Source organism: Pseudomonas sp. JY-Q, assembly GCF_001655295.1.
Classification (GTDB): Bacteria; Pseudomonadota; Gammaproteobacteria; order Pseudomonadales; family Pseudomonadaceae; genus Aquipseudomonas; species Aquipseudomonas alloputida.
Window position 1 is genome coordinate 259,480 of record NZ_CP011525.1, and the last position, 24,748, is coordinate 284,227.

Annotated in this window: 24 protein-coding genes and 1 pseudogene; 16 read left to right on the forward strand and 9 right to left on the reverse strand. The window is 62.4% G+C overall.

Features of this window, described 5'->3' with window-relative positions; all coding sequences use genetic code 11:
* Positions 1-186 precede the first annotated feature (186 nt).
* A pseudogene (locus tag AA098_RS01160) lies at positions 187-2,552 on the reverse strand (penicillin acylase family protein).
* Between the two features lie 86 nt (positions 2,553-2,638).
* On the opposite strand from AA098_RS01160, the gene AA098_RS01165 reads away from it, so the two are divergent.
* Positions 2,639-3,205, forward strand: a complete 567-nt coding sequence (locus tag AA098_RS01165) for a sugar O-acetyltransferase (RefSeq protein WP_004575846.1) — start codon at positions 2,639-2,641, stop codon at positions 3,203-3,205.
* On the opposite strand, the gene AA098_RS01170 is transcribed toward AA098_RS01165, so the two are convergent.
* Positions 3,184-3,753 (reverse strand): DUF6436 domain-containing protein, encoded by a 570-nt coding sequence (locus AA098_RS01170; protein WP_004575847.1) that lies wholly within the window; start codon positions 3,751-3,753, stop codon positions 3,184-3,186. The genes AA098_RS01165 and AA098_RS01170 overlap by 22 nt on opposite strands.
* A 280-nt stretch (positions 3,754-4,033) precedes the next feature.
* On the opposite strand from AA098_RS01170, the gene AA098_RS01175 reads away from it, so the two are divergent.
* Positions 4,034-4,960 carry an alpha/beta hydrolase gene (locus tag AA098_RS01175; protein ID WP_004575848.1) on the forward strand — a complete coding sequence of 309 codons (927 nt, stop codon included), beginning with the start codon at positions 4,034-4,036 and terminating at the stop codon, positions 4,958-4,960.
* Here AA098_RS01175 and AA098_RS01180 read toward each other — a convergent pair whose 3' ends face one another.
* Positions 4,961-5,713, reverse strand: a complete 753-nt coding sequence (locus AA098_RS01180) for a DUF2059 domain-containing protein (RefSeq protein WP_003248984.1) — start codon at positions 5,711-5,713, stop codon at positions 4,961-4,963. It lies immediately after the preceding gene.
* A 113-nt stretch (positions 5,714-5,826) separates the two neighbouring features.
* Here AA098_RS01180 and AA098_RS01185 point away from each other — a divergent pair, with 113 nt between their 5' ends.
* Together AA098_RS01185 and AA098_RS01190 are read left to right on the forward strand one after the other, a co-directional pair.
* Positions 5,827-6,459, forward strand: coding sequence for a 2OG-Fe(II) oxygenase (locus AA098_RS01185; RefSeq protein ID WP_014861370.1), 633 nt, complete (start codon positions 5,827-5,829; stop codon positions 6,457-6,459).
* A complete protein-coding gene (locus tag AA098_RS01190; RefSeq protein ID WP_003248988.1) occupies positions 6,446-6,949 on the forward strand; it encodes a DUF523 domain-containing protein in 504 nt (167 codons plus the stop codon). Before AA098_RS01185 ends, AA098_RS01190 begins: the two co-directional genes overlap by 14 nt.
* A gap of 190 nt (positions 6,950-7,139) precedes the next feature.
* On the opposite strand, the gene AA098_RS01195 is transcribed toward AA098_RS01190, so the two are convergent.
* On the reverse strand, positions 7,140-7,628 hold the full coding sequence (locus tag AA098_RS01195) for an ABC transporter substrate-binding protein (RefSeq protein ID WP_003248991.1): 489 nt from the start codon (positions 7,626-7,628) through the stop codon (positions 7,140-7,142).
* A gap of 223 nt (positions 7,629-7,851) precedes the next feature.
* Between AA098_RS01195 and AA098_RS01200 the strand changes: the two genes are divergently transcribed.
* Entirely contained in the window at positions 7,852-8,328 is a 477-nt protein-coding gene (locus tag AA098_RS01200) for a DUF4399 domain-containing protein (RefSeq protein WP_003248993.1), read from the forward strand.
* 48 nt (positions 8,329-8,376) lie between these two features.
* Here AA098_RS01200 and serA read toward each other — a convergent pair whose 3' ends face one another.
* Positions 8,377-9,606: a phosphoglycerate dehydrogenase gene (gene serA, locus AA098_RS01205; RefSeq protein WP_003248995.1), complete on the reverse strand. Its 1,230-nt coding sequence runs from the start codon at positions 9,604-9,606 to the stop codon at positions 8,377-8,379.
* A 171-nt stretch (positions 9,607-9,777) separates the two neighbouring features.
* Here serA and AA098_RS01210 point away from each other — a divergent pair, with 171 nt between their 5' ends.
* From AA098_RS01210 to AA098_RS01225, 4 genes are all read left to right on the forward strand, one after another.
* On the forward strand, positions 9,778-11,175 hold the full coding sequence (locus tag AA098_RS01210) for an FAD-binding oxidoreductase (RefSeq protein ID WP_054888577.1): 1,398 nt from the start codon (positions 9,778-9,780) through the stop codon (positions 11,173-11,175).
* A gap of 26 nt (positions 11,176-11,201) precedes the next feature.
* Positions 11,202-11,867, forward strand: a complete 666-nt coding sequence (locus tag AA098_RS01215) for a fumarylacetoacetate hydrolase family protein (RefSeq protein WP_064613747.1) — start codon at positions 11,202-11,204, stop codon at positions 11,865-11,867.
* Between the two features lie 181 nt (positions 11,868-12,048).
* Positions 12,049-12,969: an SdiA-regulated domain-containing protein gene (locus tag AA098_RS01220; protein WP_004575852.1), complete on the forward strand. Its 921-nt coding sequence runs from the start codon at positions 12,049-12,051 to the stop codon at positions 12,967-12,969.
* Between the two features lie 90 nt (positions 12,970-13,059).
* Positions 13,060-13,962, forward strand: a complete 903-nt coding sequence (locus AA098_RS01225) for an SdiA-regulated domain-containing protein (protein WP_004575853.1) — start codon at positions 13,060-13,062, stop codon at positions 13,960-13,962.
* Between the two features lie 104 nt (positions 13,963-14,066).
* On the opposite strand, the gene rpiA is transcribed toward AA098_RS01225, so the two are convergent.
* Positions 14,067-14,741, reverse strand: a complete 675-nt coding sequence (rpiA, locus tag AA098_RS01230) for a ribose-5-phosphate isomerase RpiA (protein ID WP_003249004.1) — start codon at positions 14,739-14,741, stop codon at positions 14,067-14,069.
* Between the two features lie 133 nt (positions 14,742-14,874).
* Between rpiA and ilvA the strand changes: the two genes are divergently transcribed.
* Complete coding sequence (gene ilvA, locus AA098_RS01235) at positions 14,875-16,389, forward strand: threonine ammonia-lyase, biosynthetic (protein ID WP_003249006.1); 1,515 nt, start codon at positions 14,875-14,877, stop codon at positions 16,387-16,389.
* Positions 16,390-16,458: 69 nt separating this feature from the next.
* Positions 16,459-16,884: a DUF2269 domain-containing protein gene (locus AA098_RS01240; RefSeq protein WP_003249008.1), complete on the forward strand. Its 426-nt coding sequence runs from the start codon at positions 16,459-16,461 to the stop codon at positions 16,882-16,884.
* A gap of 129 nt (positions 16,885-17,013) precedes the next feature.
* Here AA098_RS01240 and AA098_RS01245 read toward each other — a convergent pair whose 3' ends face one another.
* Positions 17,014-17,670 (reverse strand): HAD family phosphatase, encoded by a 657-nt coding sequence (locus AA098_RS01245; RefSeq protein ID WP_003249010.1) that lies wholly within the window; start codon positions 17,668-17,670, stop codon positions 17,014-17,016.
* Between the two features lie 141 nt (positions 17,671-17,811).
* On the opposite strand from AA098_RS01245, the gene AA098_RS01250 reads away from it, so the two are divergent.
* Together AA098_RS01250 and ptsP are read left to right on the forward strand one after the other, a co-directional pair.
* A complete protein-coding gene (locus tag AA098_RS01250; protein ID WP_003249017.1) occupies positions 17,812-18,291 on the forward strand; it encodes an RNA pyrophosphohydrolase in 480 nt (159 codons plus the stop codon).
* A 22-nt stretch (positions 18,292-18,313) separates the two neighbouring features.
* A complete protein-coding gene (gene ptsP, locus AA098_RS01255) occupies positions 18,314-20,593 on the forward strand; it encodes a phosphoenolpyruvate--protein phosphotransferase (protein ID WP_003249020.1) in 2,280 nt (759 codons plus the stop codon).
* Positions 20,594-20,726: 133 nt separating this feature from the next.
* Here the strand turns inward: ptsP and AA098_RS01260 are convergent, their stop codons facing one another.
* Entirely contained in the window at positions 20,727-21,473 is a 747-nt protein-coding gene (locus tag AA098_RS01260) for an NRDE family protein (RefSeq protein ID WP_064613748.1), read from the reverse strand.
* A 130-nt stretch (positions 21,474-21,603) separates the two neighbouring features.
* On the opposite strand from AA098_RS01260, the gene AA098_RS01265 reads away from it, so the two are divergent.
* The 3 genes from AA098_RS01265 to AA098_RS01275 are packed head-to-tail and all read left to right on the forward strand — an operon-like array spanning position 21,604 to position 24,232.
* Positions 21,604-22,386 carry a sulfite exporter TauE/SafE family protein gene (locus AA098_RS01265; RefSeq protein ID WP_064613749.1) on the forward strand — a complete coding sequence of 261 codons (783 nt, stop codon included), beginning with the start codon at positions 21,604-21,606 and terminating at the stop codon, positions 22,384-22,386.
* Between the two features lie 16 nt (positions 22,387-22,402).
* Positions 22,403-23,209: a prolipoprotein diacylglyceryl transferase gene (gene lgt, locus AA098_RS01270; protein WP_003249027.1), complete on the forward strand. Its 807-nt coding sequence runs from the start codon at positions 22,403-22,405 to the stop codon at positions 23,207-23,209.
* A gap of 51 nt (positions 23,210-23,260) precedes the next feature.
* Positions 23,261-24,232 (forward strand): thymidylate synthase, encoded by a 972-nt coding sequence (locus tag AA098_RS01275; RefSeq protein ID WP_003249029.1) that lies wholly within the window; start codon positions 23,261-23,263, stop codon positions 24,230-24,232.
* Between the two features lie 56 nt (positions 24,233-24,288).
* On the opposite strand, the gene cadR is transcribed toward AA098_RS01275, so the two are convergent.
* Positions 24,289-24,732, reverse strand: coding sequence for a cadmium resistance transcriptional regulator CadR (gene cadR / locus AA098_RS01280; RefSeq protein ID WP_003249034.1), 444 nt, complete (start codon positions 24,730-24,732; stop codon positions 24,289-24,291).
* Positions 24,733-24,748: the final 16 nt, after the last annotated feature.

Genomic DNA, 24,748 nt, shown 5'->3' on the forward strand with positions numbered 1-24,748 from the left:
CCCAACGCCGACACCTTTGTGTCGGCGTTTTCATTGCTGGGATTTCTGAAAGCTGGTGCGATCCCTGTGGGAGCGGGTTTACCCGCGAAGAATCCAACGCGGAGCATGGCACCGGCTGCGCCGGTGTTCGCGGCTAAATCCCCACAGTGCTCGCGCAAACTTTTGGGTTTTGAGCAAGGCAGCCCCTTACGGCCCTGGCACCAATCGCAAGGTACTCTGCGCCGGTATTACCCCCATCTGTGCCTTCTGATACTGCCCCTGCACATACCCCTCAGCCTGGTCCGCGTAATGCCGGTCAAACGGCACGCCACTCTGCCCGACCGGGTTGATGGTCAGGGCCTGTCCGGCATCAGCAAAATCGATCAGCCGCCGCGTCGACGGCCCATAGGTTACCGGCCATGGCGCAGCGCTGATCTTCGCCGAAAGGTTGTTCGGTACTTCGTGGGTACCAGGTGCGGCGAACGGCCCAACGTTGAACAGCAGGTTCAGCGGCTTTTTCACCCCAAGCGGATGGTTGTGGGTCAGGGTATGGGCCTTGCCCCATTGCCAGCTGGCCGGATCACTGCCCAGGGTGTCGCGCAGGTGCTTCAAGCTGCTTTGCCACGCTGTGCGCACGACGGTGGTACGGTCCGTTCGCTGGCTGCCACCACGGGTGTTCCACCAGGGTGAATCGGCTTGCGCTGCCAGGCGTGGCAGGGCGGCGTCGATGGCGCGGGTGCTGATCAGCACCGGGAACCAGGTATCGCCCAGCTCGTCATGCAGGGCCGCGAATGCCAGTTCATAAAGGAATTGGTTGAACAGCGTGGCGCTGGTCGAGTCGAGCGGGTAGTCCCCAGCCCAAGCCGCCAGTTGCTCGACCAGCTCTTGCTCTTCATCACCTTCTGCCACCGCCCGCAGGGTTGCCAGAAGCGGGGCAAGCGTGCGCGGGCCATAGTCACTGGCGGTGTCCAACTGCAGTGCCTGGCTGTTTTGGGTGTCCCATTTCACCTCTGGGTTGGCCAGGTGGCGATCGAGCTGGCGGCCACGGTCGGGCAGGTTGTAGTAACCCGGTATCGGCACCGCCGCCGGTGGCTGGTAGTTGGCCGAGACGATATAGCCGCGGGCCGGGTTTTCCTGCTGTGGGTTGACGCTGAAGGGGTAGAAACCGAGCTTGTCGGCCTGGGCGCTGGTGCCGTCGAGGATGAACGCCGGGTCGACCCCGTCGGGGCGGATTGGCAGCTTTGCCGCCGCCCACCAGCCGATGTCGCCACGGGCATTGGCCCAGACAAGGTTGAGCCCCGGCGCGTGAACCTTGGCGGCGGCCTCGCGCATCTTGCCCAGGGTGTCGGCGCGGTTGAGCTGGTAGAAGCCGTCGAGGATCGGGTTTTCGGTTTCCAGGAATGCCCACCACATGGCGATTGGCGTGGGGCCAGTGGTGCTGCCCAGTACGTCGTTGACGATCGGGCCATGGGGCGAGCGGCGCAGGCTGATGGTGACCGGCTGCTCGCCTTTGACGGCAATCGTCTGCTCGGTCTTTTCCAGTGTGCGCCACTGGCCATCGACCATCACCTGATCGGCGTTGGCAGGGTTGGTCTTTTCGGCGATCAGGTCGACGTCATCGTTCTGGAACATGGTCAGGCTCCAGCCAAAATCACGGTTGTGGCCGAGCAGAGCGAACGGGTTGAGTGCCTGGAAATAGCCGTAGAGATTGAAACCGGGCGCTGACAGTTCGGCCTCGTACCACACCGCAGGTACGGCGAAGCTGATGTGCGGGTCGCCAGCCAGCAACGGCTTGCCACTGCGGGTGCGGCTACCCGCGACCGCCCAGGCGTTGCTGCCTTCGAACTGCGGGATGCCGGCGTCGCCCAGTGCCTCATTGCTTAAGCGCGCAAGTGCTTCCAGGCTTTGCCAGTCGGCAGCGGCCAGTGGCGTGCCCAGTGCGCCCTCGGGTTGCCAGCCAAGGTCGAATATTTTCAGGTAGTCAGGCCCCAGCTGGTCGCGGATGTAGGTCAGCGCTGGCTCGGTGCGGAACGCGGCGGCAAAACTGTAGGCCAGGTAGCCGGCGATGCTCAGCGTGTCCTCGGCGGTGAACGGGCGCGGGGTGATGCCGAGCAGGTCGAATTCCGTGGGCTTGGGGTGGCTGGCCTGCCAACTGTTGACCCCCTCGAGGTAGGCTTGCAGGGCCTGCCATGCCGGCGCCTGCGGATCCTGCCGCTTGGCCATCAGCGCGGCCTGCTCGCGTATGCGCAGGCTGCGGAACAGGGTGTCGGTGGGCAGCAGCTTGTCGCCGAGCACCTCAGCCAGTTCGCCACGGGCCAGCGGCGCAAAATCTCCATCTGGAACAGCCGGTCCTGGGCATGCACGTAGCCCAGTGCACGGTAAAGGTCCGGCTCGCTCTGTGCCTGCAGGTGTGGCACGCCGCGGGCGTCGTAGCGCACGCTGACCGGCGCTTGCAGGCCGGTAATGGCGACCTCGCCCTCGCGCTGCGGCAGCTTCCCCTGCACGTACCAGTAACCGGCGGCGCCAGCGGAAACGGTGACTACCACCGCCAGCAGGGTCAGGCTGCGCTTCATTCAGACTCCTTGTGCATTCAAACGAAAAATGTGGTCCGATCATCGGCGGATTCGCGAACAGAGCATAGCCCCAGGAAGGAGTTTCCATGTCCCTCAGCGAAAAACACAAAATGCTCACCGGCCAGCTCTACCATGCTGGCTGCCCTGAACTGCAGGCCGAGCAGATCGCCAACAAGCACTGGATGCACCGCTACAACAACAGTGTCGAACTGCTCAACGACGCACGCCACGGGCTGCTTGTGGAGCACTTTGGCCAGGTTGGCGAAGGCGCGGTGATTCGCCCGCCGTTCTATTGCGACTACGGCTACAACATCAGCGTTGGCCGTAATACGTTCATGAACTTCAACTGCGTGATCCTCGACGTGGTACCGGTGCGTATCGGCGAGGACTGCCAGATCGGCCCCAACGTGCAGATCTATACCGCCGACCATCCGCTCGATCCTGAAGTGCGGCGCAGCGGGCTGGAGAGTGGGCGGCCGGTGACCATCGGCGACAACGTGTGGATCGGCGGTGCGGCGATCATCCTGCCGGGGGTGACCATCGGTGATAACGCCATCGTCGGCGCCGGCAGTGTGGTGACCCGGGATGTGCCCGCGGGCGCGACGGTGGTGGGTAACCCGGCGAGGGTCCGTCAGCCCGACCAAGGGCAGTAGCAGCCTACCGCCAGGGTATTGGAGGCGTTGACCTGGCGGCCGTCGAGCAAAGCCTTGAGGATTGGCTCGATGAAGCTGTTGTTGGCGTTGCACACGGCGCCTTCGCTGTAGGGGCCAAAATAAGCCAGTCGGCCTTGCCGGTCCCAGATGGCCACGGCCGGGGACGCAGGCAGGTGCTCGCTGCCGGGCAGGTGGGTGATGGGTTGCAAGCTACCGATATTGGCCGGTAGCTGGCCGTGGCTGCCGGGCTTTTGCAGCACATGGAAGGTAACGTCGTGGCCAGCGAACTGGCTGATAAGGTCGCCCAGGTGCTGTTGGTTGCCAACGTTGCATGGGCAGGCCGGGTCCCAGAAATGCACGACGCGGATCGGGCCAGCACCGGCCAGCTCGGCAGGTAACTGTAATTGGCTGCCGTCGAACAGCGTGGCCTGGTTGTCGAACGGACGCAGGTAGCGAGCCTGAAAGGCGCTGTAGGCCTGCCAGAGAATTACGGCGCCGACCAACAAGGCGATGACCGTGCACAGCGGTTTGATGATTCGGCTATTCATGAAGAGTCGGTGGCCCTTGTGGGAGCAACTGTCTTGCTCAATTTCTAAAAGCTGGCGCGATCCCTGTGGGAGCGGCCTTGCGTCGCGAAAGGGCCGCGCAGCGGCCCCAGGATCTCGGCATCATGCACAGATCGCTGGGGCCGCTTTGCGGCCCGCTCGCGACACAAGGCCGCTCCCACAATTAGTTCGGTGCTGGTTGTTCGAGGTGAGCAAGCTTGCCATGGCGCCGGCCAGAGCTGAAGATTCCAGATCAATACTTGCATCAATGTGGATGTACCCGATGCCCCCTGCCTTTCACCCCGACCGCCTGCGCACCAGCCTGGCGCCGTTCACCACTCGCCAGCCACTGTCGGCACAAGCGCAGGACTACCAGCGCTTCTATGGCCTGAACCTGCCGGCACACAGCTGGCTGGGCAGCTTTCAGGCAGCGGGGTTCGACCTGGTCGGGCAGGCATGGCTGCCCGAGCAGCCAAGCGCGACGCTGTTCCTGCTGCACGGCTATTACGACCACATGGGCCTCTACCGACATGTGATCGAGTGGGCACTCAAGCAGGGTTTCGCCGTGATCAGCTGTGACCTGCCCGGCCACGGCCTGTCCAGCGGTGAGCGGGCCAGCATCAATGATTTTGCGGTGTACCAGCAGGTGCTGGAGGCCTTGTTCGAACAGGCGCACACGCTGCAACTGCCGCACCCGTGGCACCTTTGTGGGCAGAGCACGGGGGGGGCGATTGCCGTGGATCATCTGCTGTACCACGGCGCACGCAGCCCCGTCGATGGCCAGGTCATCCTGCTGGCCCCGCTGGTGCGGCCAAGTTCCTGGCGCTGGTCGAAGTTCAGTTATTGCGTGCTGCGCCACTTCGTCAATGGCATCGAACGGCGCTTCAGTGAGAACACCAACGACCCGGCCTTCCTGCCGTTCCTGGAGGCCGACCCGCTGCAACCGCGTCGCCTGCCAACGGCTTGGGTGGGCGCACTGATCGCCTGGGTCAAACGCATCGAGGCCGCGCCGCGCAGTGCGCGTCGGCCATTGATCGTGCAGGGGGAGGCGGATGGCACGGTGGACTGGCCCTACAACCTCGAAGTGCTCAAGGCCAAGTTTGCCGAGCCGCAGATCCTGATGCTGCCCGAGGCCCGTCACCACCTGGCCAACGAGTTGCCGGGTATCCGCCAGCGCTACTTCGACTTCATCGACCAGCGCCTGGGCTGATCACTTCAGGTCGTTGGTGCTTTGGCCAACCGCCAGGCCGGCGCGTACAGCGGCCAGGGCCGCCTGGTAGTAAGCCTTGCCCTCGGGCGACTCGGCAAAGGTGGCGAACGCTTCCAGCTCGGCATCGGACAGGTCGCGGTAGACGTACAGCAGGGTGTTGTTCAGGTCTTCGCCAATCTGCCCCATCAACCGCTGGCGCTGGCCATCCAGCAGGTTCTGGGCCTGGCCGCCGCCGAACAGGCCGGGGATCATCGAGCTGAGGCTGTCGGCGGCTACACCGGCGATGGCAAGGCTGACTTCGGCGCCGGCTTCACGCGCAGGCAGGGCTTGGGCCAGGTGGCCGATGACCAGCAGGCGATCGTCGCTGGCCTGGATCTTGGGCAGGCCTTTGGCGTTCTTGGCCAGTTCGTCCTTGCGGGTGGCCTTGAGCTCGGCCGCCACCACTTTGCGCCCTAGCGGTGACTGGAAGAAGGCCAGGGCCGGTGCCGGGTTGGCCAGGGTGGCGCGCAGCTTTGCCTGGGCGCGACGGTCCACCGCCTGGGCCTGGAAGCGCTGGTTGCTGTTGTTGACCAGCGCCTGGTAGACGGCGGGTGGCAAACTGTTGCGGTAGCGCTCCTGGGCAGCGGTCAGGGCATCGTTGAAGTGGGCGCGCTGGTCGGGCCAGCCGGCGGCCTTGTACAGTTGATCCAGGTTGTCTGCCCAGACAGGCATGGTGCAGATCATCAGCAGAATCAGGGAAAACAGACGGCGCATTCAGGACTCCTGTCGGCAGGTGGCTATTGTCCTTGGCCCGGCGCCGGTTTGTCGAGATACCCGCGTGTTTCTCGGCCAAGTGGCGCTGTGCGGCGACAGGGCGAATGGATATGATGCGCGCCATGCACATATCCCCTGAACACCCGATGCTTGCGGCCGTCGTCGACGATCTGGCCACCCATGGCTGGTCCCAGCAGGCGCACTTTCTGCCTGCCGACCTGGTGCGCGCGCTGGCAGCCGAGTGCCGGCGGCGTGATGCCGAAGGCGAACTGAACCCCGCAGGGGTTGGGCGGGGTGCTACCCAGGAGGTGCGCGAAGCCATTCGCGGTGACCAGATCCAGTGGATCGACCCGGGGCAGGCCGAGGCCTGCGACCAGTACCTGGCGGCGATGGATCAGCTGCGCCTGGCAATCAACCAAGGCCTTTTCCTGGGCCTGGAAGACTTTGAGTGCCACTTTGCCCTGTACCCACCGGGGGCGTTCTATCGCCGGCACCTGGACCGCTTCCGCGACGATGACCGTCGCATGGTCTCGGCGGTGCTTTACCTCAATGAAGGTTGGCAATCGCATGACGGTGGCCAGTTGCGTATGTTCCTGGCCGACGGTGTCGAGCACGATGTCGAGCCAGTGGCCGGTTGCCTGGTGGTATTCCTGTCGGGCGAAGTGCCTCACGAAGTCCTGCCGGCCGGGCGTGAGCGGTTGTCGTTGACCGGCTGGTTCAGGCGGCGTGGCAATGACCCGTTCTGAGAGGCCCAAGGTGCTGGTGAGCGCCTGCCTGTTGGGGCAGCCAGTACGCTATGACGGCCGGGCAAGCGGTCATCCTGATTTGTTGCAGCAGTGGCAGGCCGAAGGGCGCGTGGTGCCGTTGTGCCCGGAGGTAGCCGGCGGCTTGCCGACACCGCGGCCGCCAGCGGAGATCCCGGGAGGGCAGGGCAGCGCAGTGCTCGATGGCGACACGCAGGTGCTGACGGTGACGGGTGAAGATGTCAGTGCCGCGTTTCTGGCGGGTGCGCGGTTGGCGCTGGAGCTGGTACGGCGGCATGGCATTCGTGTAGCGGTGCTGAAGTCTGGCAGCCCTTCGTGTGGCAACCGGTTGACCTATGATGGCACCTTCAGGGGTGTGAAAGTGGCGGGGGAAGGGGTAACCACGGCGCTGCTGCGGCGGGCGGGCGTGCAGGTGTTCAGCGAGCTTGAGCTGGACCAGGCGCGGCGGGCTTTGGCTGATAGATCTGTTTGAACCTGTGCCGGCCCTTTCGCGGGTGAACCCGGTCCTACCACGGTGGTGGACACCCATCGGGGGTTGGACACAGGCCGTCGTGTAGGAGCGGGTTCACCCGCGAAGAGGCCGGCCCTGCTGGCCAATCTCCACCCGCCGTTCACCATTGCCGCCGCGAACGTATTCGCGGCTACAGGTTGCAAAGAAGACCTCACTGCCCGGCTGCAGTCTCCTGCACACCCTTGAACCACTTCTGCTCAAGCTCGGCAGTCCGGCCACTCTCTTTCAAACGCTGCAACGCATTGTTTACGGCACTTTCAAACGCCGGGTTGTCCTTCTGGAACGGGATTACCAGCTTCTTCTCACCAATCGGCAGGCTTACATCGAGCGGGCCGTCGTCTGTGAGCGATTCACTCGACGGGGCGAATGCGATGTCGTACTTGCCACTCTCGACACCCGCCAGCACTTCGGCAGACGGGGCTTCGACGAACTCGGCGCGCAAGTCCAGTTCCTTGGCCAGGGCCTGGCCAAATTCGATGTCGAAACCTGTCAGGTGGTCGTCTTGTTTGAAGGCGTATGGCGAGTTCTCGGCCTGTACGGCAATGCGCAGTTCGCCCCGGTCGGCGATTTCGTCGATCAGCTCTGCCTGAGCCAATGGACTGATCAGTACTGCCAGCAGTACCCCTATGGTCGAACGCATGTATGCCCCTTTTCATTTAGCAGTTTGAAATCGATCGTCACGGCTTTCTTCCTCGCCGTGATCGAGCGCAGCCTATGACCTTCAAGCCTCGGCATTGTTTAACCCTGACTGAAATATTTCTGCCAGGCAATGTGAACACCTTGGCGGATATTTCAACTAAGGTGAACTACCGCCGCCTTTGGATTACAGGCTGCGGTCAATAAGTGAATCACAGGAGAAGTGAATGAACAGCCTATTTTCGCGTGCTGCCGTTGCCGGTCTGCTGATGGGAGCGTCGGTGTTCGCCAGTGCCACTGACGCCCTGAAGAGCCAGGAGCCGCCCAAGGAGGCGAAGGTCTTCATCGTTTCCCCCGCCGATGGTGCAACGGTCGACAAGACCTTCACCGTCAAGTTCGGTATCGAGGGTATGGGCCTCAAGCCTGCGGGTGACCAAACCCCGCACACCGGGCACCACCATCTGCTGGTGGATGTCGACAAAGAGCCGGTGGCTGACATGCCGCTGCCAACCAGCCTGATGCCAGAGGCCGGCGTCGCACTGCCGAAGGGCCCGCAAGTGCTGCACTTTGGCAAGGCACAGACCGAAACCAGCATTACCCTGACCCCGGGCAAGCACACCCTGCAACTGATTCTGGGTGACCAGTATCATGTGCCATTCAAGCCTAGCGTCGAGTCGATGAAGATCACGGTTGAAGTGAAATAAAAAAAAGGGAGGCCTTCAGGGCCTCCCTTTTTCATACTGCACCGAGATTTAGAACAGGACGCGGGAACGGATGGTGCCCTTGACCTGTTGCAGTTTCTCTTGCGCAAGGTCCGAGTACTCGGCGTCAACGTCGATTACCACGTAACCGACTTTCTCGTTGGTCTGCAGGAACTGACCGGAGATGTTGATACCGTTCTCGGCGAAGACCTTGTTGATCTCGCTGAGCACGCCCGGGATGTTTTCGTGGATGTGCAGCAGACGGTGCTTGCCTGGGTGAGCCGGCAGGGCCACTTCTGGGAAGTTGACCGAGGACACCGAAGTACCGTTGTCGCTGTACTTGACCAGTTTCTCGGCCACTTCCAGGCCGATGTTGGCCTGGGCTTCGGCGGTGGAACCACCGATGTGCGGGGTCAGGATCACGTTGTCGAGGCCGCGCAGCGGGCTCTCGAACTCTTCGTCGTTGGAGCGTGGCTCGACCGGGAACACGTCGATGGCGGCGCCGATCAGGTGCTTGTCCTTGATGGCAGCGGCCAGGTGGTCCAGCTCGACCACGGTGCCACGGGCGGCGTTGATCAGGATCGCGCCCTTCTTCATCGAGCGGATTTCCTTCTCGCCGATCATCCACTGGGTGGAGGGCAGCTCAGGCACGTGCAGCGAGACGATGTCAGCCAGGCCCAGCAGCTCGTTCAGGCTGGTGACCTGCACGGCGTTGCCCAGTGGCAGCTTGGTCAGCGGGTCGAAGAAGTACACCTGCATGCCCATGTTCTCAGCCAGTACCGAAAGCTGGGTACCAATCGAGCCGTAGCCGACGATGCCCAGTTTCTTGCCGCGGATTTCGAACGAGTTGGCCGCGCTCTTGATCCAGCCACCACGGTGGCAGGAGGCGTTCTTCTCAGGGATGCCGCGCAGCAGCAGGATGGCTTCGGCCAGCACCAGCTCGGCCACCGAACGGGTGTTGGAGTACGGTGCGTTGAACACGGCGATACCGCGCGCGCGGGCAGCTTCCAGGTCAACCTGGTTGGTACCGATGCAGAAGCAGCCAACAGCGACCAGTTTCTTGGCGCAGTCGAAGATCTCTTCAGTGAGCTGGGTACGCGAACGGATGCCGATGAAGTGGGCATCAGCGATCTTTTCCTTCAGCTCGGCTTCCGGCAACGAACCAGTGAGGTATTCGATGTTGGTGTAGCCGGCGGCCTTGAGAGTATCGACCGCGTTCTGGTGCACACCTTCAAGAAGAAGGAACCGGATCTTGCTCTTGTCGAGAGAAGTCTTGCTCATCTGCGTAAACCTGTATCCCGGAGATAAATTGGCGAGGGGTGATGCCAGGCGCGAGGGCAGCCTTAGCATGAACAGCGGGAGGGCTATGCTAGCATACGCGACACAATCTGAGCTTATCCCGACAGGTGAAGAGTGCTCAGGGTGACCATGAATAAGTCGAGAGTTCCAGCGATGACCCACCCCGCTGTTATTGAAGAACTGATGACCCTTGTCGACCCTGGCAAGGTCCTGACTGACCCGGTTTCCCTCGAAGCGTATGGCAAGGACTGGACCAAACATTACCCGCCAGCGCCCAGCGCCATCGTCTTTCCCAAAACGATAGAACAGGTGCAAGCCATTGTGCACTGGGCCAATGCGCACAAGGTGGCGCTGGTGCCCTCTGGCGGGCGCACCGGGCTTTCTGCCGGCGCCGTGGCGGCCAATGGCGAGGTTGTCGTCGCCTTCGACTACATGAACCAGATCCTTGGCTTCAATGCTTTCGACCGTACTGTGGTTTGCCAGCCAGGGGTCGTCACCCGCCAGTTGCAAACCTACGCCGAAGAGCAAGGTCTCTATTACCCGGTGGACTTCGCTTCCAGCGGTTCCAGCCAGATTGGCGGCAATATCGGCACCAATGCCGGCGGGATCAAGGTGATTCGTTACGGTATGACTCGCAACTGGGTGGCCGGGCTGAAAGTGGTCACCGGCAAGGGCGAGTTGCTGGAGCTGAACAAAGACCTGATCAAGAACGCCACCGGCTACGACCTGCGCCAGCTGTTCATTGGTGCCGAGGGTACGCTGGGCTTCGTGGTCGAGGCCACCATGCGCCTGGACCGCGCACCGCGCAACCTCACCGCCATGGTGCTGGGCACACCGGACTTCGACGCTATCATGCCGGTGCTGCACGCCTTCCAGGGCAAGCTGGACCTGACCGCTTTCGAGTTCTTCTCCGACAAGGGGTTGGCCAAGATCCTCGCCCGCGGCGATGTGCCTGCGCCATTCGCGACGGATTGCCCGTTCTATGCGCTGCTGGAGTTCGAGGCCAGCACTGAAGAGGTTGCCAATGAAGCATTGGCTACCTTCGAGCACTGCGTCGAGCAGGGTTGGGTGCTGGATGGGGTGATGAGCCAGAGCGAAAGCCAGCTGAGAAACCTGTGGAAGCTGCGCGAGTACCTGTCGGAAACCATCTCGCACTGGACACCGTACAAGAACGACATTTCCGTCACCGTCTCGAAAGTGCCTGCGTTCCTGCGCGATATCGACGCCATCGTCTCAGCGCATTACCCGGACTATGAAGTGGTGTGGTACGGCCATATTGGTGATGGCAACCTGCACTTGAACATCCTCAAGCCTGAGCATATGAACAAGGACGACTTCTTCGCTTCGTGTGCCAAGGTCAACAAGTGGGTGTTCGAGATCGTCGAGCGTTACAACGGGTCGATTTCTGCCGAGCATGGCGTGGGCATGACCAAGCGTGACTACCTGGGCTACAGCCGCTCCCCCGAAGAAATCGCCTGCATGAAGGCAATAAAGGCCGTGTTCGACCCTAACGGCATCATGAATCCGGGTAAGATCTTCGCACCTGAATAAAAAGCAGTATCCAGAAGGAGTCGGCCATGAGTTACCAGCACCAGTACGTAGACGGCACGCGCATTCACTTCCCGCTGGGCAAGGTGGTGTGCATCGGCCGTAACTATGCCGAGCACGCCAAGGAACTGGACAACCCGATCCCCACCGAGCCGCTGCTGTTCATCAAGCCAGGCAGCTGCGTGGTGCCGGCCGAAGGTGGCTTCAAGATCCCGGCCGAGCGTGGGTCGGTGCACTATGAAGTTGAAATTGCCGTGCTGCTGGGCAAGCCGCTGTCGACCCACCCGAGCGAGGAAGAGGTGCTGGACGCCATTTCCGGTTACGCACCGGCGCTGGACCTGACCCTGCGCGACGTGCAGGCCAAACTGAAGGAAAAGGGCCTGCCTTGGGAGCTGGCCAAGTGCTTTGACGGCGCTTGCGTGCTGCCACCGTTCGTCTCGGCCGCCAGCTTTGAGGACGTGGCAGACATCCCGGTGCGCCTGACCGTGAACGGCGAAGTGTGCCAGGAGGGTAACAGCGCGATGATGCTGAACCCGATCGTGCCGATGATCCAGTACATGGCAGCGCATTTCTCGCTACAAGCGGGGGATGTAATCCTCACCGGTACCCCGGCGGGTGTTGGGCCGTTCAATGTCGGTGACGAGCTGGTGCTGGAACTGCCGGGTGTGAGCCGCTTCGAAAGCCGGGTGCTTTAACTCGAAACCGCGTCGCCTTCTTCGCGGGTAAACCCGCTCCTACAGGGATTGCACAGGCCTTGAATACTGCGCAGCCCCTTGAGAGCGGGCATGCCCGCGAAGAGGCAGGCACTGTTTACCGATTTTTCACACCCAATCCGGATAATGCGCGTACCTACGCCCATTTCCCCAGGATCACCGCATGCCGTCTTCCTCCAGCGCCCCGGTAACCCCCAAGCGTCGTTTCTACCTGCGCTGGCCCTTCGGCCTGGCCGTGGCGGCGGTGATCGGCTATGGCGTGGCCGTGGCCATGCACTGGGATGACCGCGGTGCACTGTGGGTAAAAGAAAGCTTCGAAAGCACCGCCGAGCGCAGCGAAAGCGTGTGGCTGCCGGATTACCAGGTGGACATCGACGCCAAGCCGTTGCCAGGCATGGAGGATGACGAAGCCTCGGATGTGGCCTTCAACCCGCAAACCCGCACCCTGTTCGCGGTCATGGGCAAGAACCCGATCCTGGTCGAACTGAGCCTGGAGGGCGATGTACTGCGCAAGATCCCGCTCAACGGCTGGAACAACCCCGAAGGCATCGCGGTGCTGGAAGACGGCAACCTGGCCATCACCGACGAGCGCCTGCATGACCTGACCGTGGTCAAGGTGAACGCGCAGACCACCGCGCTGAACCACGATGACTTCCCGAGCCATGACCTGGGCCCTTCGGCCAAGAGCAACAAGGGTTTCGAGGCCATCGCCTGGGACCCGCTGCGCCAGCGCCTGATCATTGGTGAGGAGCGCCCGCCCAAGCTGTACACCTGGAACACCGATGGCCGCAGCCCGCTCAAGGGTGAGAAGCAGCCGTTGCCTAGCGATGAGCTCGACTTGCGCAACCTGTCTGCGCTGGGTGTCGACCCGCGTACTGGCCACCTGCTGGTGCTTTCGGCCGACTCCAACATGCTGCTGGAGCTGGACGAGCAGGGCCAGCAAGTCAGCTTCATGACGCTGCTGGGCGGCTTCAACGGGCTTGAAGGCACCATTCCGCGGGCTGAAGGGGTGGCCATGGACGACAAGGGCACCTTGTACATGGTCAGCGAGCCGGCGCTTTTCTATCGATTCAAAAAGAACTGACAACATCATCAGAATTGCCTGACGCTTGCATTAAGCTTTGCTTCAGCCATTCATGATTAGATTCGCCACCCCTGTGTCGAGTCTGTCCCTATGCGTCGTTTTGTTCGCCTGTTTCTTGTTCTGGCTGCCCTTGGTCTGCTCCTGCTTGGCTGGGCAGGGCAGGAGTTTCGCCTGTTCGAGCGTGGCTGGTTCAATCTGAAGACCTGGTGGCAGCCTGTGGAGCGCAGCATTGGTCTGGATCGCTACCGGGTGGTGCTGGAGGCGCAGCCGATCGAAGGGCTGGATGATGACATTTCGGCGCTGACCTACGACCCCGACCGCAAAACCCTCTTCACGGTCACCAACGCCCGTTCGGAGCTGATCGAGCTGTCGCTGGATGGCCGTATCCTGCGGCGTGTGCCGCTGACTGGCTTCGGCGACCCGGAGGCTGTGGAGTACGTTGGGCCTAACAGCTATGTGATCACCGACGAGCGTCAGCAACGGCTGATTCGCGTACGGTTGGAAGACGACACGATGTTTCTCGATGCCGGTGATGCCGAACAGCTGACATTGGGTATTGGCCTCAATGGCAACAAAGGCTTCGAGGGCCTGGCCTACGATTCGGCGGGTAAGCGCCTGTTCGTGGCGAAAGAGCGTGACCCGATGCTGATCTATGAGGTGCATGGCTTCCCGCATGACAATCCGGAAAAGCCCTATGCCGTGCATGTGGTGCAGGACCGCAAGCGCGATTCACGGTTGTTTGTGCGGGATTTGTCGAGTTTGCAGTTCGATGAACGCAGCGGGCATTTGCTGGCATTGTCGGACGAGTCGCGGTTGGTGCTGGAGCTGGATGTACAGGGCCAGCCGCTGAGTACCTTGTCGTTGCGCAAGGGCTTCCAGGGGTTGCAGGCGACGGTGCCGCAGGCGGAGGGCATTGCGATGGATGACGCGGGGACCATTTACCTGGTCAGTGAGCCGAACCTGTTCTATGTGTTCAAGCAGCCGACTGACTGATCGCCTGTCAGGGCCTGTTCGCGGGTAAACCCGCTCCTACAGGGATCGCCACGGTTCCAGGCCGGTGGGGTACCTTGTAGGAGCGGGTTTACCCGCGAAGATTGTTACTCGGCTTTGAGGCTCTTAACGCCCTCAGCAGTGCCCAATAACAGTAGATCCGCCGGCCGCGCCGCGAACAGGCCGTTGGTGACCACGCCGACGATGGCGTTGATCTGCGCTTCCAGTTCCACCGGGTTGGTGATCTGCAGGTTGTACACATCCAGGATCACGTTGCCGTTGTCGGTGACCACGCCTTCACGGTACACCGGGTCGCCACCCAGCTTCACCAGCTGACGTGCCACGTGGCTGCGGGCCATGGGGATCACTTCGACCGGCAGCGGGAAGGCCCCCAGTACCGGCACCAGCTTGCTGCCGTCGGCGATGCAGATGAAGGTCTTGGCCACGGCCGCGACGATCTTTTCGCGGGTCAGGGCTGCGCCGCCGCCCTTGATCAGGTGCAGGTGTGCGTCGCTCTCGTCAGCTCCGTCCACGTAAAACTCAAGCTCGCTGACGCTGTTCAGTTCGTAGACCGGGATGCCATGGCCCTTCAGGCGCTGGGCAGTGGCTTCGGAGCTGGCGACTGCACCGTCGAACGCGGTCTTGTGCTGAGCCAGGGCATCGATGAAGAAGTTGGCGGTCGAACCGGTACCGACGCCTACGACGCTCTTTTCATCCAGCTTGGGCAGAATGAAGTCGACAGCGGCCTGGGCGACGGCCTGTTTGAGTTGGTCCTGGGTCATGCGGGCTCCGGAAGGGGCAGGGCGGTTTCAAAGTCACCTAGTATAACGGCTCGCACGGCTTTGCTGTGGTCGCCCGACGTAGCGCTAGGGTAGACTCCCAGCCCTCGTCCCGCGGCCCAGTGATGCTTTCCCGATGCTCGAACAGTACGTCAAGAAGATCCTCACCTCGCGCGTCTATGACGTTGCCGTCGAAACCCCGTTGCAGAGCGCCGGGCAGCTGAGCAAGCGCCTGGGCAACCAGATTTTGCTCAAGCGCGAAGACCTGCAGCCAGTGTTCTCGTTCAAGATCCGCGGCGCGTATAACAAGCTGGCCCAGCTGAGCCCGGAAGAACTGGCCCGTGGCGTGGTCACCGCCTCGGCCGGCAACCACGCCCAAGGCCTGGCCCTGGCCGCGCGCGAAATGGGCATCAAGGCCACCATCGTGATGCCCAAGACTACTCCGGAGATCAAGGTCGAAGGCGTGCGCTCGCGCGGTGGCAAGGTGGTGCTGCATGGCGATTCGTTCCCTGAAGCGCTGGCCTACTCGCTGAAACTGGTCGATGAAAAGGGCTTCGTCTACGTTCACCCTTACGACGATCCGCACACCATCGCCGGGCAGGGCACCGTCGCCATGGAAATCCTGCGCCAACACCCTGGCCAGCTGGATGCGATCTTCGTGCCGGTGGGCGGTGGCGGCCTGATCGCTGGCATTGCTGCCTACGTGAAGTACCTGCGCCCGGAAATCAAGGTAATCGGTGTCGAGCCGGACGATTCCAATTGCCTGCAGGCGGCCATGGCTGCCGGTGAGCGCGTGGTGCTGCCGCAGGTCGGGCTGTTCGCCGATGGCGTGGCGGTGGCGCAGATTGGCCAGCACACGTTCGATATCTGCCGCCACCATGTGGACGAAGTCGTCACTGTCAGTACCGATGAGATCTGTGCAGCAATCAAGGATATCTACGACGATACCCGCTCGATCACCGAGCCTGCTGGCGCGCTGGGTGTGGCGGGCATCAAGAAGTACGTCGAGCTATACGGCGTCAGCGGCCAGACCCTGGTGGCCATCGACTCCGGTGCCAACGTCAATTTCGATCGCCTGCGCCATGTGGCCGAACGTGCCGAGCTGGGTGAAAAGCGCGAGGCGATCATCGCCGTGACCATCCCTGAGCGCCCGGGTAGCTTCAAGGCCTTCTGCGAGGCTATCGGCAAGCGTCAGATCACCGAGTTCAACTACCGCAAGCACACCTCTGACGAAGCGCATATCTTCGTTGGGGTGCAGACCCACCCGGAAAACGACCCCCGCGCAGCGCTGGTGCAGCAACTGACCGAGCAGGGCTTCCCGGTTACCGATCTGACCGACAATGAACTGGCCAAGCTGCATATTCGTCATATGGTCGGCGGCCACTCGGCCGGTGCCAGCGACGAAATGGTGCTGCGCTTCGAATTCCCCGAGCGGCCGGGGGCGCTGTTCAACTTCCTCAACAAGCTGGGCGGGCGCTGGAACATCTCGATGTTCCACTACCGCAACCATGGCGCGGCTGATGGGCGCGTGGTGGCGGGGCTGCAGGTGCCGGAGGACGAACGTCACCTGGTGCCGGCAGCGCTGGCCAAGATCGGTTACCCGTACTGGGACGAGACCGAAAACCCGGCCTACAAACTGTTCCTGGGCTGAGCGGCTAAGCTAGGGCTGATGGCCCGCGAAGAAGCGACCGCAAAATGCCCGTTTAAGGACGACCGAGACATGGAACACCTGACCACGCTCAAGACCCTGCACATCATCGCCACCGCGCTGCTGCTTCTGGGCGCCCTGGGCCTGGCGATCTGGACCTGGCGCGCCCGCCGCCAGGGCGATGCCGAGGCCTACGCCAAGCTGTTGCGCCGGCCATTGGTGTTCGTCTGGTTGGTGATGGGCCTGAGCCTGGTGAGCATGCCGTTCACCGGCTGGTGGCTGGTACACCTGGTGGGCTGGCCACTGGGGCAGACCTGGGTGTTGGCATCCAGTGTCATCTATACATTTGGCGCGTTTGCCGTGTGGTGGCTGCTGGTGCGGCTGAACCGGCTGCGCAAGGCCGAGGTGGTAGGGCTGCGGTTTACCCTGGCGCTGGCGGTATTCAGTGGGGTTTGCTTCCTGTCCATTGCCGGGCTGATGGGGGCCAAGCCGGTCTGACAGCCTTGTGCTGATTGTGCCGGCCTATTCGCGGGTGAACCCGCTCCTACAGGTACAGCGCAGCCCTCAAGGCCTGTGGTGATTCCTGTGGGAGCGGGCGTGCCCGCGAAAAGACCGGCACGGAAAACCTCAATCCCGCAGCGAGATCACCGGCCACCCACGCTTATCCGCCTCGGCCCGCAGGTCCGGGGCCGGGTCCACTGCCACTGCATGCGTCACCCGCTGCAACAACGGCAGGTCATTCATCGAGTCGCTATAGAAGTAGCTGTCCTCAAGATCAAAGCCGTTCTCCAGCATCCAGCGTTCCAGCCGCGTCACTTTGCCTTCACGGAAACACGGTATATCGGTACTACGCCCGGTGTAGCGGCCGTCGCGCACCTCGCATTCGGTTGCCAGCAACACCCGCACCCCCAGGCGCCGGGCGATCGGTGCGGTGACGAAGCGGTTGGTAGCGGTGATGATCACCAGCTGGTCACCCGCCTCGCGGTGCTGCTGCAGCAAGGCCAGGGCCTTGGGCAGGACGATGGGCTCGATGCAGTCGCGCATGAAGTCGCGGTGCCATTCGTCGAGCCGGGGCATGGGTGTTGCCGCCAGGATTTCCATTGAAAAGGCCAGGTAGGCCTGCAGGTCCAGGGTGCCATTGAGGTAATCCTGGTAGAAGCTGTCGTTGCGTTGCTTGTAGGCGACCGGGTCGAGAATGCCGCGCTCGCAAAGATAGTCACCCCAGGCATGGTCGCTGTCGCCACCGAGGAGGGTATTGTCCAGGTCGAATAAAGCCAGGCGCATCGCGGTCACTCGTATCAGCCACAGGGTAGGCCCGCAGAATACGGAGTTTTCACGCAGCTGCACATAAGCTTGGCGGGCGCGTTGCTGCGCTCGCAAGCTTTGTGGAACAATGCATTGACATGCGTTTGCGAGGTTGCTGCCGTGATCGACCCGGATGGTTTTCGCCCCAATGTCGGGATCATTCTCACGAATGATGCCGGGCAGGTGCTATGGGCTCGACGGATCAACCAGGATGCCTGGCAATTCCCCCAGGGTGGTATCAACCCTGACGAGACGCCGGAAGACGCCCTGTACCGCGAGCTGAACGAAGAAGTTGGCCTTGAACGCGACGATGTAGAAATTCTTGCCTGCACCCGTGGCTGGTTGCGTTATCGTTTACCCCAGCGATTGGTACGTACCCACAGCCAGCCGCTGTGCATCGGCCAGAAGCAGAAGTGGTTCCTGCTGCGCCTGGTGAGCAACGAACAACGGGTGCGGATGGACCTGACCGGCAAGCCGGAATTCGACGGCTGGCGCTGGGTGAGCTATTGGTATCCGCTGGGCCAGGTTGTGACATTCAAGCGCGAGGTGTACCGGCGCGCCCTGAAAGAGCTAGCACCGCGTCTGTTGACGCGCGACTGACGACGGAGTTCGACCCCGAGCCATGCTCAATACGCTGCGCAAGATCGTCCAGGAAGTAAACTCCGCCAAAGATCTCAAGTCGGCGTTGGGGATCATTGTCTTGCGCGTCAAGGAAGCCATGGGCAGCCAGGTCTGCTCGGTCTACCTGCTCGACCCGGAAACCAACCGCTTCGTGCTGATGGCGACCGAAGGCCTGAACAAGCGCTCCATCGGCAAGGTCAGCATGGCCCCCAACGAAGGCCTGGTTGGCCTGGTCGGTACCCGGGAAGAGCCGCTGAACCTGGAAAACGCCGCCGACCACCCGCGTTACCGCTACTTTGCCGAAACCGGCGAAGAGAAATTCGCCTCCTTCCTGGGTGCGCCGATCATCCACCACCGCCGTGTGGTCGGGGTACTGGTCATCCAGCAAAAGGAGCGCCGCCAGTTCGACGAGGGCGAGGAAGCCTTCCTGGTCACCATGAGCGCCCAGCTTGCCGGGGTTATCGCCCACGCCGAGGCTACCGGCTCGATCCGTGGCCTGGGCCGTCAGGGCAAAGGTATTCAGGAAGCGCGCTTCGTGGGTGTGCCGGGTTCGCCTGGTGCCGCGGTGGGGCGTGCGGTGGTGATGTTGCCGCCGGCCGACCTGGAAGTGGTCCCGGACAAGACCGTCGATGACATCGACGCCGAACTCAAGCTGTTCCAGAACGCCCTGGAAGGTGTGCGCGACGACATGCGCAAGCTGTCGGCCAAACTGGCCACCCAGCTGCGCCCGGAAGAGCGTGCGCTGTTCGACGTCTATCTGATGATGCTAGAAGACGCAGCCCTGGGCGGTGAGGTGACCGAGGTCATCAAGACCGGCCAGTGGGCCCAGGGCGCCCTGCGCCAGGTGGTTGGTGAGCACGTCAACCGCTTCGAGCTGATGGACGACGACTACCTGCGTGAGCGTGCCTCCGACGTCAAGGACCTGGGGCGCCGCCTTTTGGCCTACCTGCAGGAAGCGCGCTCGCAGTCGTTGGTGTATGCCGACAACACCATCCTGGTCAGTGAGGAACTGACACCGGCCATGCTCGGTGAAGTGCCGGAAGGCAAGCTGGTCGGCCTGGTCTCGGTACTCGGCTCGGGCAACTCCCACGTCGCCATCCTCGCGCGGGCCATGGGCATCCCCACGGTGATGGGCCTGGTCGACCTGCCATACTCCAAAGTCGACGGTATTGAACTGATCGTCGACGGCTACAAGGGCGAGGTGTTCACCAACCCCAGCGAAGTGCTGCGCAAGCAGTACAGCGAAGTGGTCGAGGAGGAACGCCAGCTGGCCCAAGGGCTGGATGCACTGCGCGAACTTCCGTGCGTCACCCCCGACGGCCACCGCATGCCCCTGTGGGTCAACACTGGCCTGCTCGCTGACGTGGCCCGTGCCCAGCAGCGCGGCGCCGAAGGGGTAGGCCTGTACCGCACCGAAGTGCCGTTCATGATCAACCAGCGCTTCCCCAGTGAGAAAGAGCAGCTGGCCATCTACCGTGAGCAGCTGGCGGCCTTCCACCCGCTGCCGGTGACCATGCGTACCCTCGACATCGGTGGCGACAAGGCTCTGTCGTACTTCCCCATCAAGGAAGAAAACCCGTTCCTCGGCTGGCGCGGCATTCGCGTCACCCTCGACCACCCGGAAATCTTCCTGGTACAGACCCGCGCCATGCTCAAGGCCAGCGAGGGCCTGAACAACCTGCGCATCCTGCTGCCGATGATTTCCGGCATTCACGAGCTGGAAGAGGCGCTGCACCTGATCCACCGTGCCTGGGGTGAAGTGCGTGACGAAGGTACCGATGTACCGATGCCGCCCGTGGGTGTGATGGTGGAAATTCCGGCGGCGGTGTACCAGACCAAGGAGCTGGCGCGGCAGGTGGACTTCCTGTCGGTAGGCTCCAACGACCTGACCCAGTACCTGTTGGCGGTGGACCGCAACAACCCGCGGGTCGCCGACCTGTACGATTACCTGCACCCGGCGGTACTGCAGGCGCTGAACACGGTGGTGCGCGACGCCCATGGCGAAGGCAAGCCGGTGAGCATCTGCGGCGAGATGGCCGGTGACCCGGCGGCAGCGGTCCTGTTGATGGCCATGGGTTTCGACAGCCTGTCGATGAACGCCACCAACCTGCCGAAGGTCAAGTGGATGCTGCGCCAGATCAATATGGGCAAGGCCAAGGAACTGCTGGCCGAGGCCTTGAGCCATGACAACCCGCAGGTTATCCACAGCTCGCTGCAGCTGGCCCTGAAGAACCTTGGGTTGGCGCGGATGATTGGGCCTGGGGCTAATAAAACCTTGTGAGGGTGATGTGGTCTGTCCCGGCCTCTTCGCGGGTGAACCCGCTCCTACAACGGCCTGGGTCCAACCCCAGATGTGTGTACGTGGTAGGAGCGGGTTTACCCGCGAAGAGGCCCGAACAGACAACATCAAATGTTCAGGCCAACAACTCAATTTCCCCCAAATGCCCGCCAAAAGGCCCGAAACTGCGCTCAACCAGCCGTCTTTGCCCCTGATCATCCACAATGAGCACTGTGCTCGCCCGGGTCCCGTAATTCTGGCTGGCGATGAAGACGCTCGATAGCAACTTCTCGGTTGCCAACCCCACGCCTGTTTCGGGTAGGTCACCATCAGCTGCGGGCTCGTTATCCGCGAGCAAAGCCAGCAGCCTGTCCGGCTCCGGCGTGTCCAGCAGGTTTTCCAGCCCGTCACGTGCCTTCACCAGCTTCGGCCACGGTGTATCCAGCCCGGCGTTCGAAAGCCCGTAAACCCCAGCCTTCAGCAGGCGCGGCGTGGCCTCACGGGCATGCAGATAGCCCAGTTGCTGCCCATCACCCACCAGCAGGTTGAACCCCGAGTACTGCCCGCTACGGCTGGCCACCTGGTCCAGGTAAGCCTCGACCCCTAGCTCGCCCTGCAGAAACGCCGCCACCAGCTCACCCCGCGAGCGGGGCCCCTGCGCCTGGCCCGGGTCGCGGATGTTGGTCAGCGCGGCAAAGCGCCCCTGTGGGCCTACGCCCAGCCAGGTACCGCCTGCCTCCAGGTCGCGCCCGGCATGCACCCCAGGTGCATCCTCCCAGGCCGCCAGGGGCTGAGTGGGGCGGGCATAGAATTCGTCGCGGTTGGCCGCCACGATCAGCGGCAGGGCGTGCCCCGGCCGCCAGGCAAATACGATCAGGCACATAGGTTGGGCCTCTGTGTTTTTTTGTCACTGTACCCACAGGAACGATGCGGATCCATCCTGACACAGAGTTCACTAGAGCCCCGAGCCCGGCTTCCGTTACCATGCCGGATTGATTTCTAGGGGACGCCGAATGGAATTCGTGCTCTATCTGTTGTTGGGCGCCTGTGCCGGTGTGCTGGCCGGGCTGTTCGGCGTGGGCGGCGGCATCATCATCGTGCCGGTGCTGGTGTTCAGCTTTACCCTGCAGGGTTTCGACGCTTCGGTGCTGACTCACCTGGCCGTTGGCACGTCACTGGCCACCATCGTCTTCACCTCGATCAACGCCGTGCGGGAGCACCACCGCAAGCGCGCGGTGCAATGGCCGATCTTCGTCTGGATGACCTTCGGCATCCTCCTGGGGGCCGGTGTCGGTGCCAAGACCGCTTCGCTGATCCAGGGCCCACTGCTGCAAAAGATCATCGGTGTGTTCGCCTTGGTCATCGCCGCGCAGATGGCCCTTGACCTCAAACCCAAGGCCAGCCGTGGCGTTCCCGGCAAACCTGGGCTGATCGGTGCAGGTGGGGTGATTGGCTGGGCTTCGGCCATTTTCGGCATTGGCGGTGGTTCGCTGACGGTGCCGTTCCTCACCTGGCGTAGCCTGCCCATGCAGCAGGCAGTGGCCACGTCATCGGCCTGTGGCCTGCCGATTGCTGTGGCCAGTGCCCTGAGCTTCATGCTGCTGGGTTGGCACGAGGAGCACCTGCCGCCCCACAGCCTGGGTTACGTGTACCTGCCGGCGCTGGTCGGCATTGCCGTGACCAGCATGTTCTTCGCCCGCTTCGGCGCGCGCCTGGCGCACAAGCTGTCGCCCCGTTTGTTGAAACGCCTGTTCGCAGCCCTGTTGTTCTGTGTTGGCCTCAGCTTTTTGATTTGAATCGAGAGGAAGTTCCATGCTGCCTTACCCGCAGATAGACCCCGTGGCCTTGGCCATCGGGCCGCTGAAAATCCATTGGTACGGCCTGATGTACCTGATCGGCATCGGCGGTGCCTGGCTGCTGGCCTCACGCCGGCTGAACCGCTTCGACCCCACCTGGAGCCGCGAGAAGCTGTCCGACCTGGTGTTCTGGCTGTCGATGGGGGTGATTGTCGGCGGGCGCCTGGGCTATGTGCTGTTCTACGACTTGCACGCCTACCTGGCCAACCCGACGCTGATCTTCGAGGTATGGAAAGGCGGTATGTCGTTCCACGGCGGCTTCATCGGCGTGATGCTGGCGGCCTTGTGGTTCGGCAAGCGCAACAACAAGTCGTTCTTCGAGCTGATGGACTTCGTCGCCCCGCTGGTACCGATTGGCCTGGGTGCCGGGCGTATCGGCAACTTCATCAACGCCGAACTGTGGGGCAAACCCACCGACGTACCATGGGCGATGATCTTCCCGCCGTTCAGCGACCCGGCCCAGTTGCCGCGCCACCCGTCGCAGCTGTACCAGTTCGCCCTTGAGGGCGTGGCGCTGTTCGTCATCCTGTGGCTGTTCTCGCGCAAGCCACGGCCGACCATGGCGGTGTCAGGCATGTTCGCGCTGTTCTACGGTATCTTCCGCTTCATCGTCGAATTCGTGCGGGTGCCGGATGCTCAGCTGGGTTACATCGCCTGGGGCTGGCTGACCATGGGTCAGATTCTCTGTGTGCCGATGATCCTGGCTGGCCTCGGTCTGATCTGGTGGGCTTATAATCGCAAGCCCACGGCGAAACCCGCCTGATTAATCCCACGGCAGGGGCGATCCCCCTGCCGTTTTTGCTACAGGTAAGCCATGAAACAGTATCTGGACCTGGTCCGCGACGTCATTGATAACGGCACGTTGCAGGGAAACCGCACCGGCATCCGCACCATCAGCCTGCCGGGCGCGATGCTGCGTTTCGACCTGCAGAAGGGCTTTCCGGCCATTACCACGCGCAAGCTGGCGTTCAAGTCGGCGATCGGTGAAATGGTCGGTTTCCTGCGTGGCGTGAAGAACGCCGGTGAGTTCCGCGAGCTGGGTTGCAAGGTCTGGGACCAGAACGCCAACGAAAACGCCCAGTGGCTGGCCAACCCGTTCCGTCAGGGCCATGACGACCTGGGCGAGATCTATGGCGTGCAATGGCGCCAGTGGCCGGGCTACAAGCGCATCCCGCTGAGCAACCCGGCGGCCATCGAAATGGCCGAGCAAGCCGGTTTCCGCCGTATTGCCCAGGACGAAGAGGACGGCGTCGCGTTCGTCATCCTGTACAAGGCAATCGACCAGGTGCGCCAGTGCCTGGACACCATCGCCAACGACCCGGGTAGCCGCCGCATCCTGTTCCACGGCTGGAACTGCGCGCAACTGGACGAAATGGCACTGCCACCGTGTCACTTGCTGTACCAGTTCCACCCGAATGTCGAGACCAGGGAAATTTCCCTGACCCTCTACATCCGCTCGAACGACCTGGGGCTGGGCACGCCGTTCAACCTCACCGAAGGCGCGGCGCTGCTGTCGCTGTTTGGCCGCCTGACCGGCTATACACCGCGCTGGTTCACCTACTTCATCGGCGATGCCCATGTGTATGAAAACCACCTGGACATGCTCAACGAGCAGCTCAAGCGCGAGCCGCTGGAAGCGCCGAAGCTGGTCATCAGCGACCGTGTGCCGTCGTTTGCCGAGACTGGTAAATACGAGCCGGAGTGGCTAGAGAAGATCGAACCGAGTGATTTCTGGCTGGAAGGCTATGAGCACCATGCGCCGATGACAGCGCCGATGGCGGTCTGATAGATCTCCATTGTGTGAACTGGCCTCTTCGCGGGTTCACCCGCGAAGCTTTTGGCTCAATGCCCGTGACTCCGCCCCACATGCGAATGTTCGGTATCCGGCACCGATACTGCCCCGTTTGTCTCCAGTTGCTGCAAGATCGCGCATTCACTCCCCTGCGTGTTGCAGCGCCGCCGCAGCTCCACCAGCTGCTCTTGCAATGCCACCAAGCCATCGATCCGCGCCTGAACATGCTCGATATGCTCGTCGATCAGCGCATTGACGCTGCCGCACGCGTCGTCGGGGCTGTCGCGCAGGCGTAGCAGGCTGCGAATTTCGTCCAGGGTCATGTCCAGCGTGCGGCAGTTGCGGATGAAGGTCAGCCGCTCCACATGGGCCTGGGTGTACAACCGGTAGTTGCCCTCGCTGCGCGCCGGCTCTGGCAGCAGGTTTTCACGCTCGTAGTAGCGGATGGTTTCCACCGCGCAGTCGGTGGCTTTGGCCAGTTCTCCGATCTTCATCACGAAATCTCCAGCA

Excerpts from the sequence above, each read along its gene's own strand:
- AA098_RS01165 (WP_004575846.1), top strand. The coding sequence starts at position 2,639 with ATGTCCCTCAGCGAAAAACACAAAATGCTCACCGGCCAGCTCTACCAT.
- AA098_RS01170 (WP_004575847.1), bottom strand. The coding sequence starts at position 3,753 with ATGAATAGCCGAATCATCAAACCGCTGTGCACGGTCATCGCCTTGTTG.
- AA098_RS01175 (WP_004575848.1), top strand. The coding sequence starts at position 4,034 with ATGCCCCCTGCCTTTCACCCCGACCGCCTGCGCACCAGCCTGGCGCCG.
- AA098_RS01180 (WP_003248984.1), bottom strand. The coding sequence starts at position 5,713 with ATGCGCCGTCTGTTTTCCCTGATTCTGCTGATGATCTGCACCATGCCT.
- AA098_RS01185 (WP_014861370.1), top strand. The coding sequence starts at position 5,827 with ATGCGCGCCATGCACATATCCCCTGAACACCCGATGCTTGCGGCCGTC.
- AA098_RS01190 (WP_003248988.1), top strand. The coding sequence starts at position 6,446 with ATGACCCGTTCTGAGAGGCCCAAGGTGCTGGTGAGCGCCTGCCTGTTG.
- AA098_RS01195 (WP_003248991.1), bottom strand. The coding sequence starts at position 7,628 with ATGCGTTCGACCATAGGGGTACTGCTGGCAGTACTGATCAGTCCATTG.
- AA098_RS01200 (WP_003248993.1), top strand. The coding sequence starts at position 7,852 with ATGAACAGCCTATTTTCGCGTGCTGCCGTTGCCGGTCTGCTGATGGGA.
- serA (WP_003248995.1), bottom strand. The coding sequence starts at position 9,606 with ATGAGCAAGACTTCTCTCGACAAGAGCAAGATCCGGTTCCTTCTTCTT.
- AA098_RS01210 (WP_054888577.1), top strand. The coding sequence starts at position 9,778 with ATGACCCACCCCGCTGTTATTGAAGAACTGATGACCCTTGTCGACCCT.
- AA098_RS01215 (WP_064613747.1), top strand. The coding sequence starts at position 11,202 with ATGAGTTACCAGCACCAGTACGTAGACGGCACGCGCATTCACTTCCCG.
- AA098_RS01220 (WP_004575852.1), top strand. The coding sequence starts at position 12,049 with ATGCCGTCTTCCTCCAGCGCCCCGGTAACCCCCAAGCGTCGTTTCTAC.
- AA098_RS01225 (WP_004575853.1), top strand. The coding sequence starts at position 13,060 with ATGCGTCGTTTTGTTCGCCTGTTTCTTGTTCTGGCTGCCCTTGGTCTG.
- rpiA (WP_003249004.1), bottom strand. The coding sequence starts at position 14,741 with ATGACCCAGGACCAACTCAAACAGGCCGTCGCCCAGGCCGCTGTCGAC.
- ilvA (WP_003249006.1), top strand. The coding sequence starts at position 14,875 with ATGCTCGAACAGTACGTCAAGAAGATCCTCACCTCGCGCGTCTATGAC.
- AA098_RS01240 (WP_003249008.1), top strand. The coding sequence starts at position 16,459 with ATGGAACACCTGACCACGCTCAAGACCCTGCACATCATCGCCACCGCG.
- AA098_RS01245 (WP_003249010.1), bottom strand. The coding sequence starts at position 17,670 with ATGCGCCTGGCTTTATTCGACCTGGACAATACCCTCCTCGGTGGCGAC.
- ptsP (WP_003249020.1), top strand. The coding sequence starts at position 18,314 with ATGCTCAATACGCTGCGCAAGATCGTCCAGGAAGTAAACTCCGCCAAA.
- AA098_RS01260 (WP_064613748.1), bottom strand. The coding sequence starts at position 21,473 with ATGTGCCTGATCGTATTTGCCTGGCGGCCGGGGCACGCCCTGCCGCTG.
- AA098_RS01265 (WP_064613749.1), top strand. The coding sequence starts at position 21,604 with ATGGAATTCGTGCTCTATCTGTTGTTGGGCGCCTGTGCCGGTGTGCTG.
- lgt (WP_003249027.1), top strand. The coding sequence starts at position 22,403 with ATGCTGCCTTACCCGCAGATAGACCCCGTGGCCTTGGCCATCGGGCCG.
- AA098_RS01275 (WP_003249029.1), top strand. The coding sequence starts at position 23,261 with ATGAAACAGTATCTGGACCTGGTCCGCGACGTCATTGATAACGGCACG.
- cadR (WP_003249034.1), bottom strand. The coding sequence starts at position 24,732 with ATGAAGATCGGAGAACTGGCCAAAGCCACCGACTGCGCGGTGGAAACC.